The 21,073-nt window shown below is 70.8% G+C and carries 18 protein-coding genes and 1 pseudogene; 8 read left to right on the forward strand and 11 right to left on the reverse strand.

Annotation, left to right across the window (positions count from 1 at the left end):
* Nucleotides 1-253: 253 nt before the first annotated feature.
* Nucleotides 254-1,048 carry a metal-dependent hydrolase gene (locus AC07A4_RS41700; RefSeq protein ID WP_478609955.1) on the reverse strand — a complete coding sequence of 265 codons (795 nt, stop codon included), beginning with the start codon at nt 1,046-1,048 and terminating at the stop codon, nt 254-256.
* Between the two features lie 121 nt (nt 1,049-1,169).
* Between AC07A4_RS41700 and AC07A4_RS41705 the strand changes: the two genes are divergently transcribed.
* The 3 genes from AC07A4_RS41705 to AC07A4_RS41715 all read left to right on the forward strand — a co-directional run bounded on the left by AC07A4_RS41705 (nt 1,170) and on the right by AC07A4_RS41715 (nt 5,272).
* Nucleotides 1,170-3,683 (forward strand): DEAD/DEAH box helicase, encoded by a 2,514-nt coding sequence (locus AC07A4_RS41705; RefSeq protein WP_478609957.1) that lies wholly within the window; start codon nt 1,170-1,172, stop codon nt 3,681-3,683.
* A 37-nt stretch (nt 3,684-3,720) separates the two neighbouring features.
* Nucleotides 3,721-4,623 (forward strand): acyl-CoA thioesterase, encoded by a 903-nt coding sequence (locus AC07A4_RS41710; RefSeq protein ID WP_478609958.1) that lies wholly within the window; start codon nt 3,721-3,723, stop codon nt 4,621-4,623.
* Nucleotides 4,624-4,726: 103 nt separating this feature from the next.
* Nucleotides 4,727-5,272: a tetratricopeptide repeat protein gene (locus AC07A4_RS41715; RefSeq protein WP_478609960.1), complete on the forward strand. Its 546-nt coding sequence runs from the start codon at nt 4,727-4,729 to the stop codon at nt 5,270-5,272.
* A gap of 54 nt (nt 5,273-5,326) precedes the next feature.
* On the opposite strand, the gene AC07A4_RS41720 is transcribed toward AC07A4_RS41715, so the two are convergent.
* Nucleotides 5,327-6,511 carry a DUF6397 family protein gene (locus AC07A4_RS41720; RefSeq protein WP_478609961.1) on the reverse strand — a complete coding sequence of 395 codons (1,185 nt, stop codon included), beginning with the start codon at nt 6,509-6,511 and terminating at the stop codon, nt 5,327-5,329.
* A gap of 110 nt (nt 6,512-6,621) precedes the next feature.
* Nucleotides 6,622-7,035, reverse strand: a complete 414-nt coding sequence (locus AC07A4_RS41725; RefSeq protein WP_478609964.1) for a roadblock/LC7 domain-containing protein — start codon at nt 7,033-7,035, stop codon at nt 6,622-6,624.
* 93 nt (nt 7,036-7,128) lie between these two features.
* Between AC07A4_RS41725 and AC07A4_RS41730 the strand changes: the two are divergent.
* A pseudogene (locus tag AC07A4_RS41730) lies at nt 7,129-7,558 on the forward strand (PPOX class F420-dependent oxidoreductase).
* A gap of 53 nt (nt 7,559-7,611) precedes the next feature.
* Here the strand turns inward: AC07A4_RS41730 and AC07A4_RS41735 are convergent.
* The 5 genes from AC07A4_RS41735 to AC07A4_RS41755 form a co-directional block, all read right to left on the reverse strand.
* On the reverse strand, nt 7,612-8,226 hold the full coding sequence (locus AC07A4_RS41735; protein WP_478609966.1) for a GTP-binding protein: 615 nt from the start codon (nt 8,224-8,226) through the stop codon (nt 7,612-7,614).
* Nucleotides 8,207-8,620 (reverse strand): DUF742 domain-containing protein, encoded by a 414-nt coding sequence (locus tag AC07A4_RS41740; RefSeq protein ID WP_478609969.1) that lies wholly within the window; start codon nt 8,618-8,620, stop codon nt 8,207-8,209. The genes AC07A4_RS41735 and AC07A4_RS41740 overlap by 20 nt, the downstream gene beginning before the upstream one ends.
* A gap of 18 nt (nt 8,621-8,638) precedes the next feature.
* On the reverse strand, nt 8,639-9,070 hold the full coding sequence (locus tag AC07A4_RS41745) for a roadblock/LC7 domain-containing protein (RefSeq protein ID WP_478609971.1): 432 nt from the start codon (nt 9,068-9,070) through the stop codon (nt 8,639-8,641).
* Nucleotides 9,067-11,595, reverse strand: a complete 2,529-nt coding sequence (locus tag AC07A4_RS41750; protein WP_478609974.1) for a sensor histidine kinase — start codon at nt 11,593-11,595, stop codon at nt 9,067-9,069. Before AC07A4_RS41750 ends, AC07A4_RS41745 begins: the two co-directional genes overlap by 4 nt.
* A gap of 65 nt (nt 11,596-11,660) precedes the next feature.
* The gene (locus AC07A4_RS41755) at nt 11,661-12,434 is read right to left on the reverse strand and encodes an MHYT domain-containing protein (RefSeq protein WP_478609975.1); all 774 of its coding nucleotides are present in this window, start codon (nt 12,432-12,434) and stop codon (nt 11,661-11,663) included.
* A 150-nt stretch (nt 12,435-12,584) separates the two neighbouring features.
* Here AC07A4_RS41755 and AC07A4_RS41760 point away from each other — a divergent pair, with 150 nt between their 5' ends.
* Nucleotides 12,585-13,184 carry a class I SAM-dependent methyltransferase gene (locus AC07A4_RS41760; protein WP_478609977.1) on the forward strand — a complete coding sequence of 200 codons (600 nt, stop codon included), beginning with the start codon at nt 12,585-12,587 and terminating at the stop codon, nt 13,182-13,184.
* 78 nt (nt 13,185-13,262) lie between these two features.
* Here the strand turns inward: AC07A4_RS41760 and AC07A4_RS41765 are convergent, their stop codons facing one another.
* Complete coding sequence (locus AC07A4_RS41765) at nt 13,263-14,018, reverse strand: alpha/beta fold hydrolase (RefSeq protein ID WP_478609990.1); 756 nt, start codon at nt 14,016-14,018, stop codon at nt 13,263-13,265.
* 214 nt (nt 14,019-14,232) lie between these two features.
* On the opposite strand from AC07A4_RS41765, the gene AC07A4_RS41770 reads away from it, so the two are divergent.
* A complete protein-coding gene (locus AC07A4_RS41770) occupies nt 14,233-14,754 on the forward strand; it encodes a PadR family transcriptional regulator (protein WP_478609979.1) in 522 nt (173 codons plus the stop codon).
* Here the strand turns inward: AC07A4_RS41770 and AC07A4_RS41775 are convergent.
* Entirely contained in the window at nt 14,743-15,648 is a 906-nt protein-coding gene (locus tag AC07A4_RS41775) for an oxygenase MpaB family protein (RefSeq protein WP_478609981.1), read from the reverse strand. The two genes, AC07A4_RS41770 and AC07A4_RS41775, sit on opposite strands and share 12 nt — an antisense overlap.
* A gap of 95 nt (nt 15,649-15,743) precedes the next feature.
* Here AC07A4_RS41775 and AC07A4_RS41780 point away from each other — a divergent pair, with 95 nt between their 5' ends.
* Both AC07A4_RS41780 and AC07A4_RS41785 read left to right on the forward strand, forming a co-directional pair.
* Nucleotides 15,744-16,019, forward strand: a complete 276-nt coding sequence (locus tag AC07A4_RS41780; protein ID WP_478609982.1) for a hypothetical protein — start codon at nt 15,744-15,746, stop codon at nt 16,017-16,019.
* Between the two features lie 478 nt (nt 16,020-16,497).
* Nucleotides 16,498-17,370, forward strand: coding sequence for a hypothetical protein (locus tag AC07A4_RS41785; protein ID WP_478609985.1), 873 nt, complete (start codon nt 16,498-16,500; stop codon nt 17,368-17,370).
* Between the two features lie 38 nt (nt 17,371-17,408).
* On the opposite strand, the gene AC07A4_RS41790 is transcribed toward AC07A4_RS41785, so the two are convergent.
* A complete protein-coding gene (locus AC07A4_RS41790) occupies nt 17,409-20,849 on the reverse strand; it encodes a hypothetical protein (protein WP_478609988.1) in 3,441 nt (1,146 codons plus the stop codon).
* Nucleotides 20,850-21,073: the final 224 nt, after the last annotated feature.

The raw sequence follows: 21,073 nt of genomic DNA on the forward strand, positions 1-21,073 counted from the left end.
CCAGGTACGACAAGACCGCCCAGTCCTACACAGCAGCCGTCACCCTCGCATCACTCCTGATGTGGGCGTGACACTTTGACGACAACTCCTAGGCCGCCGACCCCGCTCCGCCGCCCCTGACAGCGCACGCTCCAAGCTCCGGCAGCCCACAAACCCATCGGCCTCACGAGGCCCAGCCGCCTCCAAAGCCCCAGTCGCTTCAAGCGACGCGGCAGCCTTGGACGACCCAGCAGTCCCAGACGGCCCAGCAGCCTCAGAAGAAGTTGAGCGCGGCCGCTCCGCCCACTCCCCCGAGCAGCATGAACACCGGCATCAGCACCTTCAGCTCGATCCAGCTCCCGGCCCGGAACCGCAGCGCGCGCGGCGGCCCGATCGGATACCACCGCTTGCGGCCGATCGGGATGGGCCACAGGATCGGGCAGCCGGACACGGTCAGCGCGTCCCCGATGTCGTGCACCAGCGCCCCCAGCACGACCGGCAGCCCCAGCCACAGATACTCCTGGCCCGGGCCGGTGAACAGCCAGTCCGAGCCGTTGCCCGGTTTGTCCAGGACTCCGGCCATGATCCAGGCACTGGTCGCCGCGAGCAGCCACACCAGCACGTCGCTGCTCGACCCACGGGCCGCACGCCACAGCAGTCCTTCGATCGCGAGCACCATGTGGACGAAGAGGATCGCCAGCACGGCCCAGCGCCCACCCCCGACCGCGAGCAGCGACGAACCCGCGCCGATCAGCACCGCCCACACCCAGGTGTGGGTGAGCGTGCGGTGCCCGCCCGAGCGACGTGGGTCGCCCGGCTTGCGCGTGGCGCGGTAGACGGCGTACGAGAGCTTGTCGACGATCTCGCACAGCCCCCGCGAGAGCGGCCCGAAGGCGCGCGAGATGGTGGCCGACTTGTGATCGAGATCCGGCGCGAGCGCGGCCCCGGCACAGATCAAGGCCCCGACGAGCAGCACCGGCCAAGGCATCGAGTGCCCGGCGGCCGTCGCGGCCCCGCCGACCCCCAGCCAGGCCGCAGCCCCCGACAGTGAGTGTGCCGGTCCCATCATCTGCGCAGCCCGCCCCATTCCCATTGATCTGACGCCCCGTTGGCGACCCAGCGTAGCGTTCATGATCTTCGTGTGTTCCGCCGGTTCCCTGATCGGGGCGGCGGGAAGGCAAGATGGGGGTGTGACCCTTATCGATCAGCTGCCGCAGGACGCCGACCCCGATGCCCTCTACGAAGCCTTTGAAGGCTGGGCCCAGGAGCGCGGCATCACCCTCTATCCCCACCAGGAGGAGGCTCTGATCGAGGTCGTCTCCGGGGCGAACGTGATCGTTTCGACTCCCACCGGCTCCGGTAAGAGCATGATCGCGGCCGGGGCGCACTTCGCGGCGCTCGCCCGTGACGAGGTCACCTTCTACACCGCTCCGATCAAGGCGCTCGTGTCGGAGAAGTTCTTCGAGCTGTGCAAGCTCTTCGGCACGGAGAACGTCGGCATGCTCACCGGGGACGCCTCCGTGAACGCCGACGCCCCCGTCATCTGCTGCACCGCCGAGGTCCTCGCCTCCATCGCGCTGCGTGACGGCAAGGACGCCGACATCGGCCAGGTCGTCATGGACGAGTTCCACTTCTACGCCGAGGCGGACCGGGGCTGGGCCTGGCAGATCCCGCTGCTCGAACTGCCGCAGGCGCAGTTCATCCTCATGTCGGCGACCCTCGGCGACGTCTCGATGTTCGAGAAGGACCTCACGCGTCGCACCGGCCGCCCCACGTCGCTCGTCCGCTCCGCGACCCGCCCGGTCCCGCTGTCGTACGAGTACCGGCTGACGCCGATCACCGAGACCCTCACCGAGCTCCTCGACACCAAGCAGGCTCCGGTGTACATCGTGCACTTCACGCAGGCGCAGGCCGTGGAGCGGGCGCAGTCGCTGATGAGCATCAACATGTGCACGCGCGCGGAGAAGGACCAGATCGCCGAGCTGATCGGAAACTTCCGCTTCACCACCAAGTTCGGCCGCAACCTCTCGCGCTACGTCCGGCACGGCATCGGCGTGCACCACGCGGGCATGCTGCCGAAGTACCGCCGCCTCGTGGAGAAGCTCGCCCAAGCCGGCCTGCTGAAGGTCATCTGCGGCACGGACACCCTCGGCGTCGGCGTGAACGTCCCCATTCGCACCGTTCTGTTCACCGCGCTCACCAAGTACGACGGCAATCGTGTGCGCACACTGCGCGCGCGGGAGTTCCACCAGATCGCGGGCCGCGCCGGGCGGGCGGGCTTCGACACGGCGGGCTTCGTCGTGGCGCAGGCGCCCGAGCACGTCATCGAGAACGAGAAGGCGCTCGCCAAGGCGGGCGACGACGCGAAGAAGCGCCGCAAGGTGGTGCGCAAGAAGGCCCCCGAGGGCTTCGTGGGCTGGACGGAGAACACCTTCGAGAAGCTCATCGCCTCCGAGCCGGAGCCGCTGACGTCCCGCTTCCGTGTCACCCACACGATGCTCCTGTCGGTGATCGCCCGGCCCGGGAACGCCTTCGAGGCGATGCGCCGCCTGCTGGAGGACAACCACGAGCCGCGCAAGCAGCAGCTGCGCCACATCCGCCGCGCCATCGCCATCTACCGCTCGCTCCTGGATGGCGGTGTCGTGGAGAAGCTCGACGAGCCGGACGCCACCGGCCGCATCGTGCGCCTGACCGTGGACCTGCAGCAGGACTTCGCGCTCAACCAGCCGCTGTCCACCTTCGCGCTCGCCGCGTTCGAACTCCTCGACCCGGAGTCGCCGTCCTACGCCCTGGACATGGTGTCCGTCGTGGAGTCCACGCTCGACGACCCGCGCCAGATCCTCGCCGCTCAGCAGAACAAGGCGCGCGGCGAGGCCGTGGCCCTGATGAAGGCCGACGGCGTCGAGTACGAGGAGCGCATGGAGCGGCTGCAGGACATCACCTACCCGAAGCCGCTGGAGGAGCTCCTCTTCCACGCGTACAACACCTACCGCACCAGCCACCCGTGGGTGGGCGACCACCCGCTGTCCCCGAAGTCCGTCATCCGGGACATGTACGAGCGGGCACTGTCCTTCACCGAGTTCACCTCTGTCTACGAGCTCGCCCGCACCGAAGGCATCGTGCTGCGCTACCTGGCGAGCGCGTACAAGGCCCTTGAGCACACCATTCCGGACGACCTGAAGTCCGAGGACCTGGAGGATCTGATCGCCTGGCTCGGCGAAATGGTCCGCCAGGTCGACTCCAGCCTCCTGGACGAGTGGGAGCAGCTGGCCAATCCGGAGGTCATGACGGCCGAGGAGGCGCAGGAGAAGGCCGACGAGGTCAAGCCCGTCACGGCCAACGCCCGCGCCTTCCGGGTGCTCGTCCGCAACGCGCTCTTCCGCCGCGTCGAGCTCGCCGCCCTCGACCAGGTGGAGGAGCTGGGCGAGATGGACGGCGACTCCGGCTGGGACGCCGACGCGTGGGGCGAGGCCATGGACAAGTACTGGGACGAGTACGAGGACCTGGGCACCGGCCCGGACGCGCGCGGCCCCAAGCTGTTGCGCATCGAGGAGGATCCTGAGCACGGTCTGTGGCGCGTCCGGCAGACGTTCGCCGACCCCAACGGCGACCATGACTGGGGCATCAGCGCCGAGGTCGACCTCACGGCCTCCGACGCGGAGGGCCGCGCCGTCGTCCGGATCACGGACGTCGGGCAGCTCTGAGCTCCCCCCGTTCCCGGACAGGAGGCGAGGACCTCGCATGAACAACCCGGCGGACCGACTGGTCGACCTGCTGGACCTCGAACAGATCGAGGTGAACATCTTCCGCGGCCGCAGCCCCCAGGAGTCCCTCCAGCGCGTCTTCGGAGGGCAGGTCGCCGGGCAGGCGCTGGTCGCGGCCGGGCGCACCACGGAGGGCGACCGCCCGGTGCACTCGCTGCACGCGTACTTCCTGCGGCCGGGCCGCCCTGGCGTGCCCATCGTGTACCAGGTGGAGCGGGTCCGGGACGGGCGCTCCTTCACCACGCGCCGCGTCACTGCCGTCCAGCAGGGCCGTACGATCTTCAACCTCACCGCCTCCTTCCACCAGCCCGAAACGGGCGCCTTCGAACACCAGCTACCGCCTCGCCTCACCGCACCGGCACCTGAGTCGCTGCCCACGGTCGCCGAGGAGATCAAGGAGCACCTGGGCGCGCTCCCCGAGCAACTGGAGCGCATGGCCCGGCGCCAGCCCTTCGACATCCGCTACGTGGACCGGCTGCGCTGGACCGCCGAGGAGGTCAAGGACGCCGAGCCGCGCAGCGCGGTGTGGATGCGCGCCGTCGGACCGCTGGGCGACGACCCACTCGTACACACCTGCGCCCTCACGTACGCGAGCGACATGACGCTCTTGGACGCCGTGCGGATCCCAGTCGAACCGCTGTGGGGTCCGCGCGGCTTCGACATGGCCTCGCTGGACCACGCCATGTGGTTCCACCGCCCGTTCCGTGCCGACGAGTGGTTCCTGTACGACCAGGAATCCCCGATCGCCACGGGGGGTCGCGGCCTGGCGCGCGGCCGGATCTACGATCTTCAAGGGCGACTGCTCGTGTCGGTCGTCCAAGAAGGACTGTTCCGCCCGCACGCTCCCCGCCATCTGGGCACCCAGACCCCGGAGTCCTGAGCCACGCCACGGGTCCCGGCACCGGCCGAGTGGGAGGTCGGTTCAGTCGACTGGACATACGAGCCTTCCTTCGCGGGGGCCGGTGTGGGGACGGGAGCACGGCATGAACAACAGCGGTGGCACGGGCGGAAACGGCACCTCGGACGCGCAGGCGCCCGGCGATCGGGACGCGACGCTGGCCGAGGCCGTACGGCTGCGCGAGAGCGGGCGCCGCGAGGAGGCCCGCGACCTCCTGGTCACCTTGAGCGAGCGCCATCCCGGGGACGTCGAAGTGGCGTACCAGACGGCCTGGGTGCACGACACGCTCGGGCTCGAGGCCGAGGCGCTCCCGCACTACCTGCGGGCGGTCCAGCGGCCCGGCCTCTCAGACGACGACCGTCGCGGCGCGCTCCTCGGCCTCGGCAGCACGTACCGAATCCTCGGCAAGTACCCGGAGGCCGTGAGCACCCTGCGGGCCGCGTCGGCCGAGTTCCCCGATGACGGTGCTCTCAAGACCTTCCTGGCGATGGCGCTGTACAACACGGGCCAGGCACACGACGCGATGACGATCCTGTTGAAACTGCTCGCCTCAACGAGCCAGGACCCCGAGATCGCCGGATACCGCCCCGCCATCGAGGAGTACGCCGACGACCTCGACGCGACCCTCTAGCGCCGCCCAGCCGCGGCGCGCGGGCCATCGTCGCCCGTGGCCAGCCGCCGATCGTCAGCCGTCCCTTCCGCCCCTCCTGCGGCGCAGCCACTTCAACAGGCCGCGCGGCTCGTCCCGTCGACCCGCGTCGATCGTCTGCGGATCGATCGCGTGAGAGGCCGTCGCGTGGGAGGCCGTGCCATAGGTCGGCATGCCATGAGACGGCGTGCCGTGGGACGGCGTGCCATGGGACGGGGTCACGTGAGTGTCGGTCATATACGGGTGGGGCACGAGGAAGTGGTTCGGGCGGCCGTCAGCGGGCATGGCGCCACCCAAGCCGCCGTCAGGCACGGGCGTCCTGTATGAGGGCGGCACGCGTTGGGCGCGCGGCGTGGGAACAACGGGAGGGCGTCCTGGCCTGGGCGCGGGCCGGTGCCGTCGGGCCTCCGCCAGGCCGAGGCTCAGGTTGGCCCGCAGCCAACTGATCTCGTCCGGGTCGTCCGCCGTGGTGATCCGCTCGATCAGGTGCGTCGTCGGTGATTCGGGAGCGGCCTGGGTGAAGGGCTCGGGGCTGAGGCGGTGCAGATACGCCCGCTCGTAGGGGTCCCGGACCAGATCCGCGAGTCCCATGGGGTCGAGGAAGAACGCCGTCACGGCGGCGCGCTCCCACGGGTCCTCCGACTGGCGGAGAAGGAAGCCTACGTGGCGGCCGCGCCAGTTGCGTGCTCGCAGGTCCGCTCCGCCCGCCAGCTGTGCCCGCATGGAGTCCGGCGCGCGACCGGTGAGCAGCGGCGCGTTGGCCTCGCGGGCGGCGAACTGCCTCAGTTCTTCGGCGAGGTAGAGCCAGACGACGGCGCGATACCGGTTGAGGTAAAATTTTACCGGTGTCAGCACTCCCGCGCGGGCGAGGCGGGTGAAACGGGCCTGGGGGATCTCCATCAGAGCGGCGCCGTCCGCGGTCCCCACCGTCTTGATGTCCTCGCGCAGGGACTCCGGGAATCCGGGAGTCTCACGCAGGCGGTTGATCTCCTCGCGGCTGACGCGGCGCCGCACTCCCACCGCGTCGGCGACGGTACGCACCCGCCCCAGCATCACGGCCAGCTCGAACTCGCCGCGCTTCAGACCCAGTTCGCGCGCCGCCCGGCTGCGCGCGAGAGATGTGGCAGAGCCCTTGGGGCCGCTCGGGACCGCGGCTGTCCCCGTGGATGCGGTGGATGCGGTGGATACGGGTTGTGGAATGGTTTGCGTGTCACCGGTCATGGTGGTTCTCCCCCGTGCTTGGTCATTGCTCCTGGGAAAAACCGTAGCCCGCGGGCACCGCATCCCGCTTGGCCTGTGGATAACTCCGCTCGCGCCCGCGTTCGCGCTGGTCAGAGATCTACGACTGGTGTCCGCTCCGGATGCCGGGCGTCTACGCCGAGATGCTCACCGACGCGGTTCACCAGCAGTGTCATCTCGTACGCGACCTGGCCTATGTCGGCCTGCGCCGAGCTGAGGACGCACAGACAGCTGCCCTCGCCCGCCGCGGTCACGAACAGGACGGCGTCATCGAACTCGATCATGGTTTGTCGTACGTTGCCCGCGTGGAAGTGGCGTCCGGAGCCCTTCGCCAGGCTGTGCAGCCCGGATGACACCGCCGCCAAGTGCTCGGCGTCCTCTCGCGGAAGATCGGAACTCGCCCCCGTCACCAGCCCGTCATTGGACAGAACCAGTGCGTGCCGCACGTGTTCCACGCGCTTCGTCAGGTCGTCGAGCAGCCAGCCCAGCCCGGTCGTATGCGCCATGGTCCCTTCTCCCCGTGTGTCGCTCCCCCTGGCTGGAGGATCCGCTCTGCCAGCCTTCCCCACCTCCGGCGTCCCGGCAAGCATGATGGGGACATGGCACAGAAGATGACCGATGAGCAGTGGCGGGCCTTCGTCTCGGAGGGGCACCCGCACGGGCAAGCTGTCAACCGTCCGGGCGGACGGCAGCCCGCACGTGGCACCGATCTGGTTCCTCCTCGACGGCGATGACCTGGTGTTCAACACCGGCAAGGACACTGTCAAGGGGCGCAATCTGGCACGGGACGGGCGCATCGCGTTGTGCGTCGACGACGACGCGCCTCCATTCGCCTACGTCGTGGTGCGGGGCCGCGCCGAACTCTCGGAGGACCTGGAGCAGGTGAGGCACTGGGCGACCCGCATCGGCGGGCGCTACATGGGGGCCGAGCGGGCCGAGGAGTTCGGCGAGCGCAACGGCGTGCCCGGCGAACTCCTCGTACGGGTCAGGATCGACAAGGTCCTCGCGTACGCCGGCGTCTCCGACTGAGCGTGCTCGCCGCCCCGTCCGCCCCACCGGGACGCGTCGGGTGCGAGCGGGCCTCAGCCCACCGAGTCGAGCAGCCGGGCGGTATGCCGCCGCCCGGCGTACTCGACCAGCCTGATCAACACCTCCTTTCCCGAATCGCGGTCCCGCGCGTCGCACAGCAGCACGGGGGTTCCGCGGTCGAGGTCCAGGGCCCGTGACACGTCGTGCGCTCCGTACGTCCGCGTCTTCGCGAAGCAGTTCACCGCGACGACGAACGGGATGCGGCGGTGCTCGAAGTAGTCCACGGCGGGGAAGCAGTCCTCCAGCCGCCGTGTGTCCGCGAGGACCACGGCGCCGAGGGCGCCCTGCGACAGTTCGTCCCACAGGAACCAGAAGCGGTCCTGACCCGGTGTCCCGAAGAGGTACAGCGAGAGTCCGGACCTGATGGTGATGCGGCCGAAGTCCATCGCGACCGTCGTCGTGACCTTGCGGTCCACGCCTTCCGTGTCGTCCAGCAACTGACCGGCCTCGCTGAGGAGTTCCTCGGTGCGCAGGGGCCGGATCTCGCTGACCGCGCCGACCAGCGTGGTCTTGCCCACGCCGAAGCCTCCGGCGACCAGAATCTTCAATGCCATGGGCGTGTCGTCGCCGGTCTCCTCGACCGGCGCGTCAGAGCGCTCGGAGCCCATCGATCACCTCTCGCAGGATCGTCTCGTCGGGTAGCTGGGCCGGTGGCACGGGCCGCCGCACCTGGACGCGCCCCAGTTCCAGGAGGTCGCCGAGGAGCACCCTCACCACACCCACCGGCAGGTCGGCACCGGCGGCGAGCTCCGCGACGGACTGGGGCTCGGCACGGCACCGCTCGATCAGCCCTTGGTGCTCGGGGCCGAGCGGGCCTTCCTCGCCCGGCTCCGGTTCGCCGGGCACGGGGGTCACGAGAGCGATCAGGTCGAACCGTACGCCGTTGGGCCCCGGTCGGGTGCGGCCGCCCGTCATCGCGTACGGGCGGACGAGGGGCCCGGCTTCGTTGTCGTACCACTGGCTTTCGTGGCGGCGCTCGGCGCCGCTCTTGTCGTCGGTCATCGGGTGCGGCCGCCTGGCTCATCCCGCGGTCGGCGGCTCGGGGAAGCGCGCTGGGGTGGCCAGGTGCGCGCCGACGCGCTTGACCATGCGGGCCATCTCGTACGCGACGAGGCCGATGTCGGCCGTGACGGTGCTGAGGACGGCGAGGCAGGAGCCGTCGCCCGCGGCGGCCACGAACAGGAAGCCGTCGTCCATTTCGACCATCGTCTGGCGCACGCCGCCGGCCCCGAAGTGCCGACCGGCCCCCTTGGCGAGGCTGTGGAACCCCGAGGCGACGGCGGCCAGGTGCTCGGCGTCCTCGCGTGTGAGGCCCCGCGACGCGCCGACCGCGAGCCCGTCGTTGGACAGCACCACGGCGTGCCGTACGTCGCCGACGCGGACGACCAAGTCGTCGAGCAGCCAGTCGAGGTCGCCGGACCGGCCCGCGGTGAGACTCGATTCCTTGATCATGTGGGGTCTCCTTCACTGCTGTTGCCGCCGGGCGGGCGTCCGCCGCCTCGGGTCCAGCCGTCCCTGTAGGCGGCCATCTGGTTGCGTACGTGCTCAGGACCGCGCTCGTCGTCTTCCCGTGGACTCGCGGCCGCGGGGCTGGAGGGGCGCTCCCTGAGCTGCGGGGCGAGGCTCGCCTGGCGTATACGGCGCGGGAGTTCGTCCGACGCGCCCGCAGAGGGAGCCGGTGGGTCCGCGGCGGGCGCGGGGTCCCAGGGGGTGCGTCGGCGGAGTGCGGTGACGCCGGGCGGTGCCGGAGTGACCGCCGTTCGCTCAGCGGCCGGTCCGAGTGCGGGGCGGTCGGGTGATGTGGCGGTCAGCGTGGCCCGCAGAGCGGCCGCGCTCGGGGCGCCTGGAGGGACCTCTTCGCGCTCTCGCGGCTCTGCCGGGCCCAGGTGCCGCCCCTGGGCTTGAGCCGTCTCGCCGCTGTGCAGGAGCGCGGTCGGCAGCAGGACGACGGCCGTGGTGCCGCCGTACGGGGAGGTCCGCAGATGCACTCTGATGCCGTGGCGTGCGGCGAGCCTGCTCACGACGAAGAGGCCCAGGCGATCGCTGTCGAACAGGTCGAGCGCCTCGGATTCCGTGACCCTCCGGTTGGCCGCCGTGAGGGTGTCCGGGCCCATGCCGAGCCCTCGGTCCTCGACCTCCAGCGCGTAGCCGTTGCCGACGGGTTCTCCGGTGACACGCACCTTGGTGTGGGGTGGTGAGAACTGGGCTGCGTTCTCGACGAGTTCGGCCAGGAGGTGGGTGAGGTCGGCGACAGCACCCCCTACGACGGCGGCAGCGGGCAGTGGGCGTACCTCCACGCGCGCGTAGTCCTCGACTTCGGAGACCGCGGCGCGTACGACGTTGGTCAGGGGGACAGGCTGGCGCCAGGCACGGCCCGGTGCGGCGCCAGAGAGGATGATCAGGCTCTCGGCGTGGCGGCGCATGCGGGTGGTGAGGTGGTCGAGACGGAAGAGGTCGCTGAGCTCGTTCGGGTCATCGGCCCGTCTCTCCATCGTGTCCAAGAGGCTGAGCTGCCGGTGGACGAGGACTTGGCTGCGGCGGGCGAGGTTGACGAAGACCCCGGAGATGCCGCTGGCGAGTTCCGCGCGCTCCACGGCGGCGCGCAGGGCGGCGCGGTGCACCGTGCCGAGCGCTTCGGCGACCTGCCCGGTCTCGTCCTCGGCCGAGGGCCCTTTCGGGGCTTCGACCTCCAGGTCGATGTCCTCGCCCGCACGTAGTTTCCGCATGGCCTCGGGCAGTTGGCGATGGGCGATCTCCAGGGCGCGGTCGCGCAATCCGACGAGTTCGACGACCAGTCCGCGGCCGATGCGTGCGGAGATCACCAGAGCGGCGACGACCGCGATGAGGCCGCACAGCACGGCGGCTCCCGCCATGGTGAACACGCCCTCCGTCCAGGGGTCGGCCTGGTCCGACGCGTCCCGTGCCGCGCGCTCTTCGATGGTGCGCCGGGTGTCCCGCACGGCCGTGTGGGCGGTGTCCCAGGTACGGGAGGGAGCCGCTTCCAGGGCCTTCTTCCCGGGCTGCGCGACGAGCACCTTGTCCTCTACGGTGCGCAGGTCGGCGTAGGCCCGTCCCGTGACGAGGCGCTGCCACGCGGCACGTTCGGGTCCCCGTAGATCAGCTACCGCCGCATCGGTGAGCACCTTTCTGGTGTCCACGGCTCCGATGAACTGGCGCAGTCGTTCGCCTTCGAGGGTGCCCGCGAGGCGTGCGCTCGCCAGCACGGTGTCCTCGCGTGCCAGCGCGTCCCCTGCCCGGGAGAGTTCGAGAAGCACGCGCGCGTGGGAGCCCTGTTGGGCGCCCTGGGGCTCCGCTAGGGCGCTGCCCACTCCGAAGGCGGCCGAGATGGTCTTCGTGTACTGCCCATAGGCGTCGTCCCATCCGGTGCGGCCGTCCAGGACAGCGGCACGTACCGTACGCAGCCGCTCGGCGGCGGCGACGAACTCTTCCAGGCGCTCCGCCGCGCGGGCGGGCAGCCCCATGCCGTCGGCGACGGTGCGGTCCTTGCCCAGGCGCAGCGATCCGATGGCCTCGTCGGTCCGGGCGGCCTGCTTCTTGAGGGCCGCCGCACGGTCTGCCGCGGGCTTGGTCGCATATCGGACCGCGCCGACCCGTTCGGTCTGAAGGGCACCGACAGCAGCGGCGACCGGTGCGCGGACGGCGGAGTCGACGCGCTGTGCCTGTCGCAGCGCCGCGACGTCCTGTGCGGTGCTGACGGTGGCGTACGCCCAGAGGGCGAGCAGGGAGACGACCGGCACCATGAGCAGACACACGACCTTGGCGCGCACCGTGCGGGGGCGTAATGACCGTGCTCCCACGCGCGGGGGCGCTGTCAGGGCCTCCTCTTCCGCGAGCGCGGGGTCCTCCGTAGGGGGTTGTTCGTCGGCGGGCGGGCCCGCGTGTGCGCGACGGCCTCGGGTGGACGGCGCGTCATGGGGTGACGCGTCGGTCGAGGGGGTTCTCCGGGGTATGCGCATGGCCTCCTCACTCGGAAGGGGTTCGGGAAGCGTGCCGCTCGCCCGTCGCAGGATCGTTCCGCCCGCTACGGAGCGACGTTCTCGCGGGGGCGCTGGGCCGACACGGAGGTCGCGCGCTCGCCCGCGCTCGGGGACAGTGCCACGAACGCCGAGGTCAGGAACAGGTAGGAGCCGAGTCCGACGGCCAGGGGGAAGATGAACTGCATCGTCGTGGCTCCGGGCAGGGCGGCGCCGGATGGCGTGACTCGTACGCTCACGGCGAGCATGCCGGTGTAGTGCATGCTGCTCACCGCCCCTCCCATCACGAGCGAGGCGACTCCCACGGCGAGCTGTGACCTGATGTTGAGTGCCGCCCATAGGGCCGCGGTCGCCGCCATGACGGCGATCACCACGGACAGGGCGACGAGCACCGGGTCGTACGTCACGTCGCCGTGCAGTCGGAGCGCGGCCATCCCCAGGTAGTGCATGCTCGCGACGCCAAGGCCCGTGGTGAGTCCCCCGAGTGCGAGCGCGCGGCCTCGGTCGTGGCCGTAGCCGATGGCGAAGACTCCGGCGCCGACGACGGCCATCGCGACGATCAGGCTCAGGAGGGTCAGCGGTACGTCGTAGCGGATCTGTGTGCCGGTGACTCCGAAGCCGAGCATCGCCACGAAGTGCATGGTCCAGATGCCGGTGCCGATCGCCGACGCCGCGGTGAGGAGCCAGTTCCGCCGTGAGCGGCCCGTCGCGCTCAGGGCGCGCACGGTGCACTGCAGCCCGAGGGCGGCACCGACGCAGGCCATCGCGTACGACAGCGCGGGGGTCAGCCAGCCGAAGGTGGCGTGGTCCAGGTGTCCCATGGCCCAGGGACGCTAGACCCGCAGGGGGCGCGCGGCGGGGGCGCAGTTCGAAAGCTGATGGGATCTGACACGGAAATGTCCGTGAACGATCGCGCCGCGCTCGAACGTGTGCGCCCTGACGCGGCGTGCGCCCTGCGGGATCATGGGCACATGAGCGACGATCACACACGGGTCCAGGAGTTCTTCACGGCACGCGCCGCCGATTGGGACAGGCGTTTCCCGGACGACGGTCCCGCGTACAGCGCGGCGGTGGCCGAGCTCGGGCTGCGACCAGGCGACCGGGTCCTGGACGCGGGCTGCGGCACCGGGCGCGCCCTCGAAGCGCTCAGAGGCGCCGTAGGGCCCTCGGGTGCCGTTCTCGGAGCGGATCTCACTCCGGCCATGCTGGAGGCGGCCACGCAGGCGGGCAGGCGCGTCTACGGTCGGCTCCTGCTCGCCGACGTGGAGCGGCTGCCCGTGCGCAGTCAGTCGCTCGACGCCGTCTTCGGCGCGGGCCTCATCGCGCATCTGCCGAACCCGGAGGAGAACCTCCGGGAGCTCGCGCGCGTGGTGCGCCGGGGAGGGCAGCTCGCGCTGTTCCACCCCATCGGGCGCGCCGCGCTGGCGGCTCGTCAGGGGCGTCAGATCACCCCTGATGACCTGCGCGCCGAAGGTAACCTCCGCCCGCTTCTGGCCCGCTCGGGCTGGCGGATGACGTCGTACGTGGACGAGGACTCCCGGTTCCTCGCGCTGTCCGTGCGGCAGGGGTGACCCTCGAAGGCGCGGGGTGCGAGGCCCCGCGCCCTGGGTTTCGCGCGGTGGTTCGCCGCGTCCCGCACGGTGGTTCGTTCAGTGCCGCCCCGCGACGACAGCGGCGAACGCGGCCGGGTTGTCCAGCATGACGTTGTGTCCAGCGTCCGGAACGGTCACGACCCGCACCCCGGAAGCCACCAGTTCCTCACTGCCCGACAGTTCACCGCTCAACGCGCCCTGTATGTAGACGCGCTCCATGGGAAGCGCTCGCAGCATCACGCGCATCGTCGGGTTCGTCCCGCGCACGAGTCCGGTCGCGGTGCGGTGCAACGCGCGCGGATCCGCCAGGCGCATGGTCGCGGCCCACATCGGTCCGACTTTGGCGAGCACGCGCGCGTGGCCGACGCTGACGAACGCGTCCTCCTCGTAGTCCGCGATTCCGCTGCTCCCGGAGGTTTTCGGAGGGTAGGGGTCGAGGTTGGCCTCGGTGAGGACCAGTCGCCCCACCAGGTCGGCCCTGCGCTCAGCCAGCACGATGGCCACGGACCCGCCCATGCTGTGCGCGACGATCTCCGCGTCGCGCACCCCGGCTGCGTCCAGGGCCGCCGCCAGGGCGTCCGCGTGCTCCTCCAGGGTGTAGTCGAACTCCTGCGGCCGGTCGCTCAGTCCGTGACCGGGCAGGTCGACGAACAGCGACCGGCGTCCCGTCAGCTCGGGCCGGGCGGCGATGTGCGCGTGGTAGGGCGCCGACGCCGACCCCAGGCCGTGCACGTACACCCGTGCTGGCCCTGTGCCCTCGGTCTCCGTCCACCGGATCCGGCTGCCCTGTGCGTCGAACTTCGCGTCTCGCATCGTCATGCCCTGCCCCCATCCGAGAAAGTCACGTCCCGCACGTCACCGACGCCAGCGGCGGCACCGGCGGCACCGGCGGCACCGGCGGCACCGGCGGCACCGGCGGCACCGGCGGCACCGGCGGCACCGGCGGCACCGGCGGCACCGAGGACAATACATCGATGACGTAGTACTACGCCATCGATGTACTCCGTGGATGCGGCAGAATGCACGCATGCTGGAGCTCGCCATCCTCGGATTCCTCTACGACCACCCCCTGCACGGCTACGAGCTGCGCAAGCGCATCACCGCCTTGACGGGGCACGTGCGTCCTGTCGCGGAGAGCACGCTGTATCCAGCGATCAAACGGCTCGAGAAGGCGGGTCTACTGGTCCGCGAGACGCAGCCCGGCGCCGTGGCCGCGCCGCGCCACGTCCTGAGCCTCACGGCGGACGGGAGGCACGAGCTGCGGCGCCGCCTCGCCGAACCAGCGCAGGCGGACATCACCGACGAGAACCGCTGGTTCACGGTGCTCGCCTTCCTGCGCCACCTGGAGGACGCGCGGCCCCAGGCCGTCGTGCTGCGGCGGCGCCTGGACTTCCTCCAGGAGCCGGCCAGCTTCTTCTACGAGGGTGACCGTCCACTGCGCGCGGAGGAACTGGACGACCCGTTCCGGCAGGGCATCCTCACCATCGCGCGCGCCACGAGCCGGGCCGAACTCGCCTGGCTGCGCAAGACGCTCGCGTCACTCGGCTGACGCCGCCGCGGGCGGATCCACGTGCCGGACCGGGCAGCCGCGCACTCCAGGTACCGGGAACGTGCCGAGCTCGGCGACACGATAGCCGTCCGGATAGCCCTTGATTTCCCAGTTCTGCCGCGCGTAGTGCGGCTTGGCGCGCGGAGGCATCAGGCGCACCGCACGCCCCCGCAGCCGCAGCGCTCCCCGGACCAAGGCACGAGTCGACTCGGCGGGCTGTTCGTAACGGAAGGCTTGCAGGAGGCGGTCATCCAGCAGAGCGAGCGTCGCCGTGCGCAGGACAGGCCTCAGGGGACGCGGATACCAGGAGGTCATCAGGCCGAGCGTCGCGTCCGAAACGCCGCGCGCCCCCTCGTCCCATCCGAAGTGGGCCTCTTCGTAGGCGTCGAGGCATTCGGTGAACTCTTCGTAGGTGCCCGGGATCTCCTTGATGCCCATGTGCTGCCCCAGGGTGCGGTAGTGCACCACGGACGCGGCCACTTCGTGTTCCGACAACCTGCGCCATCCATAGGCGTCGATCCATCGTCTGGGCATCACGACGAACGTGCACAGCACGTACCGCATGTCGTCATTGCTGATGTCGTAGCCGCGGTGCATCTGATTGATGCGGCGGATCGCCGTCCGCCCCTCGTCGCCGTCGAAACCGTGCTCGACGACCGTGTCGAGGAGCAGCGCCGTGTCGTCGTACCGCTTCTGCGGGCGGTGGGTGAACTCCGCCGTCCTTGCGAGGAGTCGGCCGATGCTCGGCACGGCGTAGGTGCGGTAGAGAGCGAGTTCCAGCGCGCGCGTGTAGTCCCACGGGAACTCGTAGGTCGCTGACAGGCGGTAGATCCTCAGGGAGTCCTTCTCCGGATCGAGGCGCCGGATCTGCTGGAGTCGCTCGTATCGCTTCACCGCGCGGTCCCCTTCTGCAGCCGAGGCTTCAACTTTACGTTGTGATACGAAAGATGAGCACTGGGTGGCACAGCCATGCGGGGAAGGTGGACCGAATGTTCAGCAGGATCCGTAAGCTCTGGGGCTCGAACGCGGATGGCAGCGACGACAAGCGAGCGCACAACCTCTTCGAGGCGGCCGCCGTCTACGTAGCGGCGTGCGCCGACGACGACCAGGAGAAGGCCGACGAGGCTGCCAGTTGGGTATCCCCGGAAGCGCTGTCGTTCGGAGTGCGCGAGCTGGCCTGCCGGGCGGTCATCGCCCACGCGCGGGAGCGCGACGAGACTCCGAGTGACGTGGCACGTACTCTCCTCGGCCTGCCCGCCGCCTGACGTCGGTGTGGGTGGGGTCGGGGCAGACGAGCCCGACACTGGCGGGAACGCCCATCTCGGCGGCATGCGCGAGGCGCTCGCGGACGTCACGAGGCGTACGGGGACGATAGCCGGGGCCCCGGCCACAGCAGTCTTCGTGGAACCGTACGCCCGCCGTCAGGAGCGCGGTCAGGGCGCGCCACCCGGCGCTGTCCCTGCGCTTGGGCGCGGCGAGCGCGGAGCCCGCGTTGAGGAGTTGGCCACCGCAGCGCGGACAGACATCGCGGCGCACGCGCGCGTAGTCAGTCGGCTTCTTGAACGACGTGCGGCACGGCAGACAGACGAAGTGCGACCTGACCCGGGACATGACAAGCAGCCTAGATGGTCCGCACCGCCCGGAACGAGCGGATTTTCCTGGTCATCGCCCTCGACTACGCCCGTGGCCAGTGGTTAAGGTGCGCCGTCGGAGGAAGAAGTGGGCAGTGAGGGGGCAACCTGCATGGCCGGATCGGACCACACTGTCGCCGCCGATGACGAGGCGCTGTACGTACTCACGGCGGCCCTTCTGACCCCCGCGAAGTTCCCCAGCGTGCTCGGCGACGACTATCCAGAGGCGTGCGCGGCGCTCGAACTGCCGCCGCTGGCTGCGGGATACGGTCTCGTCCTCGGCCAGGACGGCGCGGGCGCGCGGTGGACCGCCGTGACCGACGACGTCTCGCTGGTGGCCGTCGCGATCGCCGCCTGGGACTGCGGCATGGAGTACGACCTGTCCCCCAGCGAGCACACGGTCGTGGCCGCGCTGCCGGGCTGGCCGCTCGCGGTGGCGGTGGCCGCCCCCGGGGTCCCCGCTCCGCACGACCCCGACCAGCCCGACCGTGTGCCGCTCTCCCCTCCCACATCGGACGGGTGGGGGCCGGCACAGCGACGTCTCGGTGCCGACGAGATCGCGCTGCGGTGGGCGGCCTGGCGTGGGCAGATCGACGACGCCGACTTCTCGACAGACGACACCAGTGAGATCGACGCGTCCTCCCAGGGAAGCGGGACGACCAGCTCGGAAGACGGCTCCGCTGGCACCAGCGGCACGATGGACCCTAGGCCAGAGCCGCCGACAGGCGTACGCCGTGTGCTCGCGGAAGTTCGCGCCTACGTGGAGACCCCGCCGCCCCTGGGGCGCGTGCGCTCGTCGTTCGCCTCCGGAGAGGCCCGAACGCTGCGCGCCGACGGTCCCGGCTGGTCCATGGTCGCCAGGACCGACGACATCGCGTTCATACTGCTCGACGAGGAACCTGGAGAGGTGCTTCCTGTCGGACGGGGCGCCGAACTGCCCGGGCTTCTGGAGGCACTCGACAAGATGGCGGTACGCCCCTCCTAAGGTAGCCGGTGCGGCCTGACCGGAGTGTGTGGAGGCCCTCAGTCCCTCCCTGTCGTGACGAGGAGTGCGGCGGTGGCCGTGTCTTCATCGTCGTGCCGTCGCAAGGCCTCGAGTTCGCGCTGCCAGGCGTCGCTCCATGAGGTGGAGCGCCCGCCGACGCCCGTCAGCGCGAGGGCGAGCAGTCCGGACACTGGGCTGCCGCGTTCCCGCAGTGCCCGTACCGCCGTGAGCAAGGCCTCCCGCGCGCGGGGCATGTCGACGTCCAGATGCGGCTCGCCGCCCGGGGGCAGTCGTTCCGGGCGTTCCTCAACAAGGGCGAGCAGTGCCTCCCAGCGACGCGCGTCGCACCGGCCGTGTCCCAGCGCCGCGAGCGAGGTGGCCCACAGGAGCCGGGCGGCCTCGCGCCGCAGACCGACGCCACTCAGGGACGCGGCGAGCGCGTCGGCGACGTCCAGCGTCGCGGCAGGGGCGCGTTGGATGTCCAGTGCCTCGGCGATGCCCTGGAGGCGCCGCAGGGCCTCCACCCGCTCCTGTGTCGCCGCGTCCCCCGCGCGCTCTTGGAGCTCGCGGAAGGCTTCGGTCAGGACACAGGTGCCGTTCGCGCCGAGAGGGAAGCTCGTGAGCTGCCGCGCCAGCGTCTGCCACTCCCGGCGGCTGCGCCGTGCTTCGACGACGACGGCAACCCCAGCGCGCAGGACGTCGTCACTGTGCGGGGTCGACCATACGGGCAACACCCTGCAGGCGGCGACGACTGTCTCCCTGTCTCCCTCCCTCACCAACCGCCCTAGGAAAGAGCGATACGCCTGTGCCGAAGAGTGGCTCACGGTCTCTACGCGCGCGTGGATGACGATTTCCCGTACGGCGGGTTCTGTGGTGCCTTGGAGGAGACGGTCGGCGATGCCTGGCTGTTCGACCGATGCCACGAGCGCACGCGCCAGGACCGCTCGTACGTCACGGTGCTGCCCCGGTGCGTCCCAGGCTGCCACCAGGGCATCGCGCGCGATGGCATCGGGAAGGTCGGCCAACGCCCGAGCAGCCTCTTTGCGGGAGCCCACCGGTGTATCCGGAGCCTGAACGATCGGAGCGAGGAGCGCGAGCGCGTCCTGGTCGGGCAAGGACTTGAGGATGCCGCGCAGGGCGCCCATGGCCGCGCGCCCGCGGGCTCCGCCCGTCGCGGCGTGACGCAGCAGGACGTCGACGATGGTCTGTTCCTGCGGTATCGCCGCACCGCATAGTCCTGCGTGCGGACCGTCCAGTAGCCCTTCGGTGATGGGGACCAGTGCCCCCAGCGCGGCCACGGCGACCGGCTGCGGCGCCGAGTCGGCGAGCGTGATGAGCAGCCCCGGGTCGCTCAGATACATCGCGGCATCAGCGCGGACGCGCAGTGGTGCGTCGTCGTCCGTTGCCACGCGCGCGTGGTGGTCCCTCCAGGCCCGCCGCTGCGTAGGCAGCCAGCGTCCGGTGACCTCAGGACGCAGCCGGGGTGCCCCTGCGAAGGGGCGGGAGCGCGAGCGGTCGGTCGGGCTTCCGGAAGCGGCGGTGAGGACGGTGTGCATGAGGTCGGTGCGGCGCGTGGCAAGCGTCTCCAGGATGCGCGGCACTGTCGCGAACCATGCGTCGATGCCGACGAGTTCGGCACAGCGCTGTTCCCGTAGGGATGCCGGTGCCACCCAGACCGCCGCGGCGCACGCCGCGAGCTGTGGATCGTCGTCCTCCATGGCGGTCTGCCGTACAAGGGCGTCGAGGTCGGGCAGCGCGGGCAGATGGCGTACGAGGAGTTCGGCGAAGTGGACACGGCTGTCGGCACGCTCGCGCGTCCGAGACGGCATGGCGGCCCAGATCACCTGAGCCGCCGCCTGATCGAGGAGCAGCGGACGCGTCGACCTCTTCAGGCGGGGGTCGCTCACGACGTCGCAGAGCAACTTCACGGCGTAGGCGGCCCGTTCCACGCTTCCTCTCGCTGCCGCTCCTTGTGCGGAACGGCGCAGCAGCTTCTCCGTGGCGGCCAGCGTGCCCGCCGTCGAGTCCCGCGACTGCACGGCGGCCAGCGCAGCATCGCGCAGCACGCGATCCGGGAGAGCTTCCAAGAGTCGTGCGGGAGCGCCGGACAGCTGTCCCAGGGCGGCACGGCGCACCTCGTCCTGGTCGTGCCAGACCCGTTCGCACCCCCCGACGACGCGCGCGAATTCCTGTGGATCTCCTTCGAGTTCCGCGCAGGCGAGCAGTGCGGGCCAGGCCAGGGCGCGTTGGTAGGAGCGGTGGTGCTCGGTGAGCGCCCGCAGCAGCGGTTCTCCCTCGGCGAGGGGGAGCGCGGGGGCGATGCGGCACACTATCCAGTCCCGACGTGACCAGCGCTCCATCCAGGGCCGCACCAGGCGGGCGCGGTCGGCCGGTGGGAGGGCGGCGAGGGTGGGCAGCGGGAGGGTTCGCAGCGTGCGCGTCCGGGCGGTGCGTTCCCGCAGCAGACGGTGTCGCTGAGGGGCGGGCAGGAGGGCGAGGAGCCCGTCCGGGGTGACGTCCAGGCGGTCGAGGCCGCCGACGCCCACGGGCGAAGCCGAACAGCAGCGGGCGAGGTCGGCCAGGTCGGTGGGCGGGAGTGCCCTCAGGGCGCGGCGGGTGGCGGGAGGCAGGGGCCCGGCAGGCAACGGCAGTTCACGAGGCGCGCCGTCCTCGCCGGGCGGTGCGGCACGCAGGATCTCCAGCATCCGCTCGGGCCAGCGCAGCAGTAGGCGAAGGGCAGTGCCCGTCAGCAAGTCGGGAGCTTGGGCCAGCAGGAGCAGACCGGCTTCGGGATCTCGCCGCGCGGCGAGACTCGCGACCGCGCGGTGGCCGCGTGCGAAGCGGTGGCGGTTGTGATCGCCCGCCTCGTGGAGACGGGTGGCGAGAAGACGGGCCAGGGCCACGGGCGCTGTGCGTGCCACGGTGCGCAGCACGCCTTGGGGTGGATCGAGCCGGGGCAGCCAGGCGGCAACCGTGTCGGCGGGGCAGGCGGGCAGGAGCAGCGCGGCTTCACGTGCGCCGTGCTGTCGATGGACAGCGGGCAGGATGCGGGCCGCGAGGGCGGAACGGCGGCTGAGCCGCAGGACGCGGTACGTCTCGTGTCGGGCTGCCGCCACTGAGCTCAGGGCGAGTTGTTCCAGAGCCTGCTCCGGGACAGGCAGGCGAAGTGCGGCTGCCAGGGCCCGGCGGCGCAGGATCGGGTCGGCCAGGGCATCGGCGACGGTGGCGAGGTCGCGGCGGGCGACGGCGAGGAAGAGCGCGGTGTGCCGCTCATCCGGGGAACCGGCGTCGAGCGTGTGGTGCAGGGATGCGTACGCGCCTGGGGCGAGGGTACGGGCGTAGCGCGCGAGAGCGCTGGCGCGGGCCGGGTGGGGCAGTGGATCGAAGTGCGCCCGGAGCCAGGCCGGCGTCAAAGGGGCCGGGGCGGGGTCCGTGGCAGACAGGGTGGGCGGCGTCTGTGACGCCTCGTGTGCGGCCATCAGCGATCACCGTGGGATCGCTGGGCCTCCTCTCGTGAAGTCATGAGCGTCATGTTCCTTTGCGTGTTCGGCCCGTGCAACGGAATTGCGGGTCTGCTCGCCCGCGGGTCTGGGGTCTACTCGCCCACGGGCCTAGGCCCTGTCGTCAAAGTGATCTTGGGTTGTGGATCATGGGGTGGTGATACGCCGCCATGAACTGTCCGATGCCGAGTGGGAACTCGTGC

The organism is Streptomyces sp. NPDC043996, from assembly GCF_056435225.1.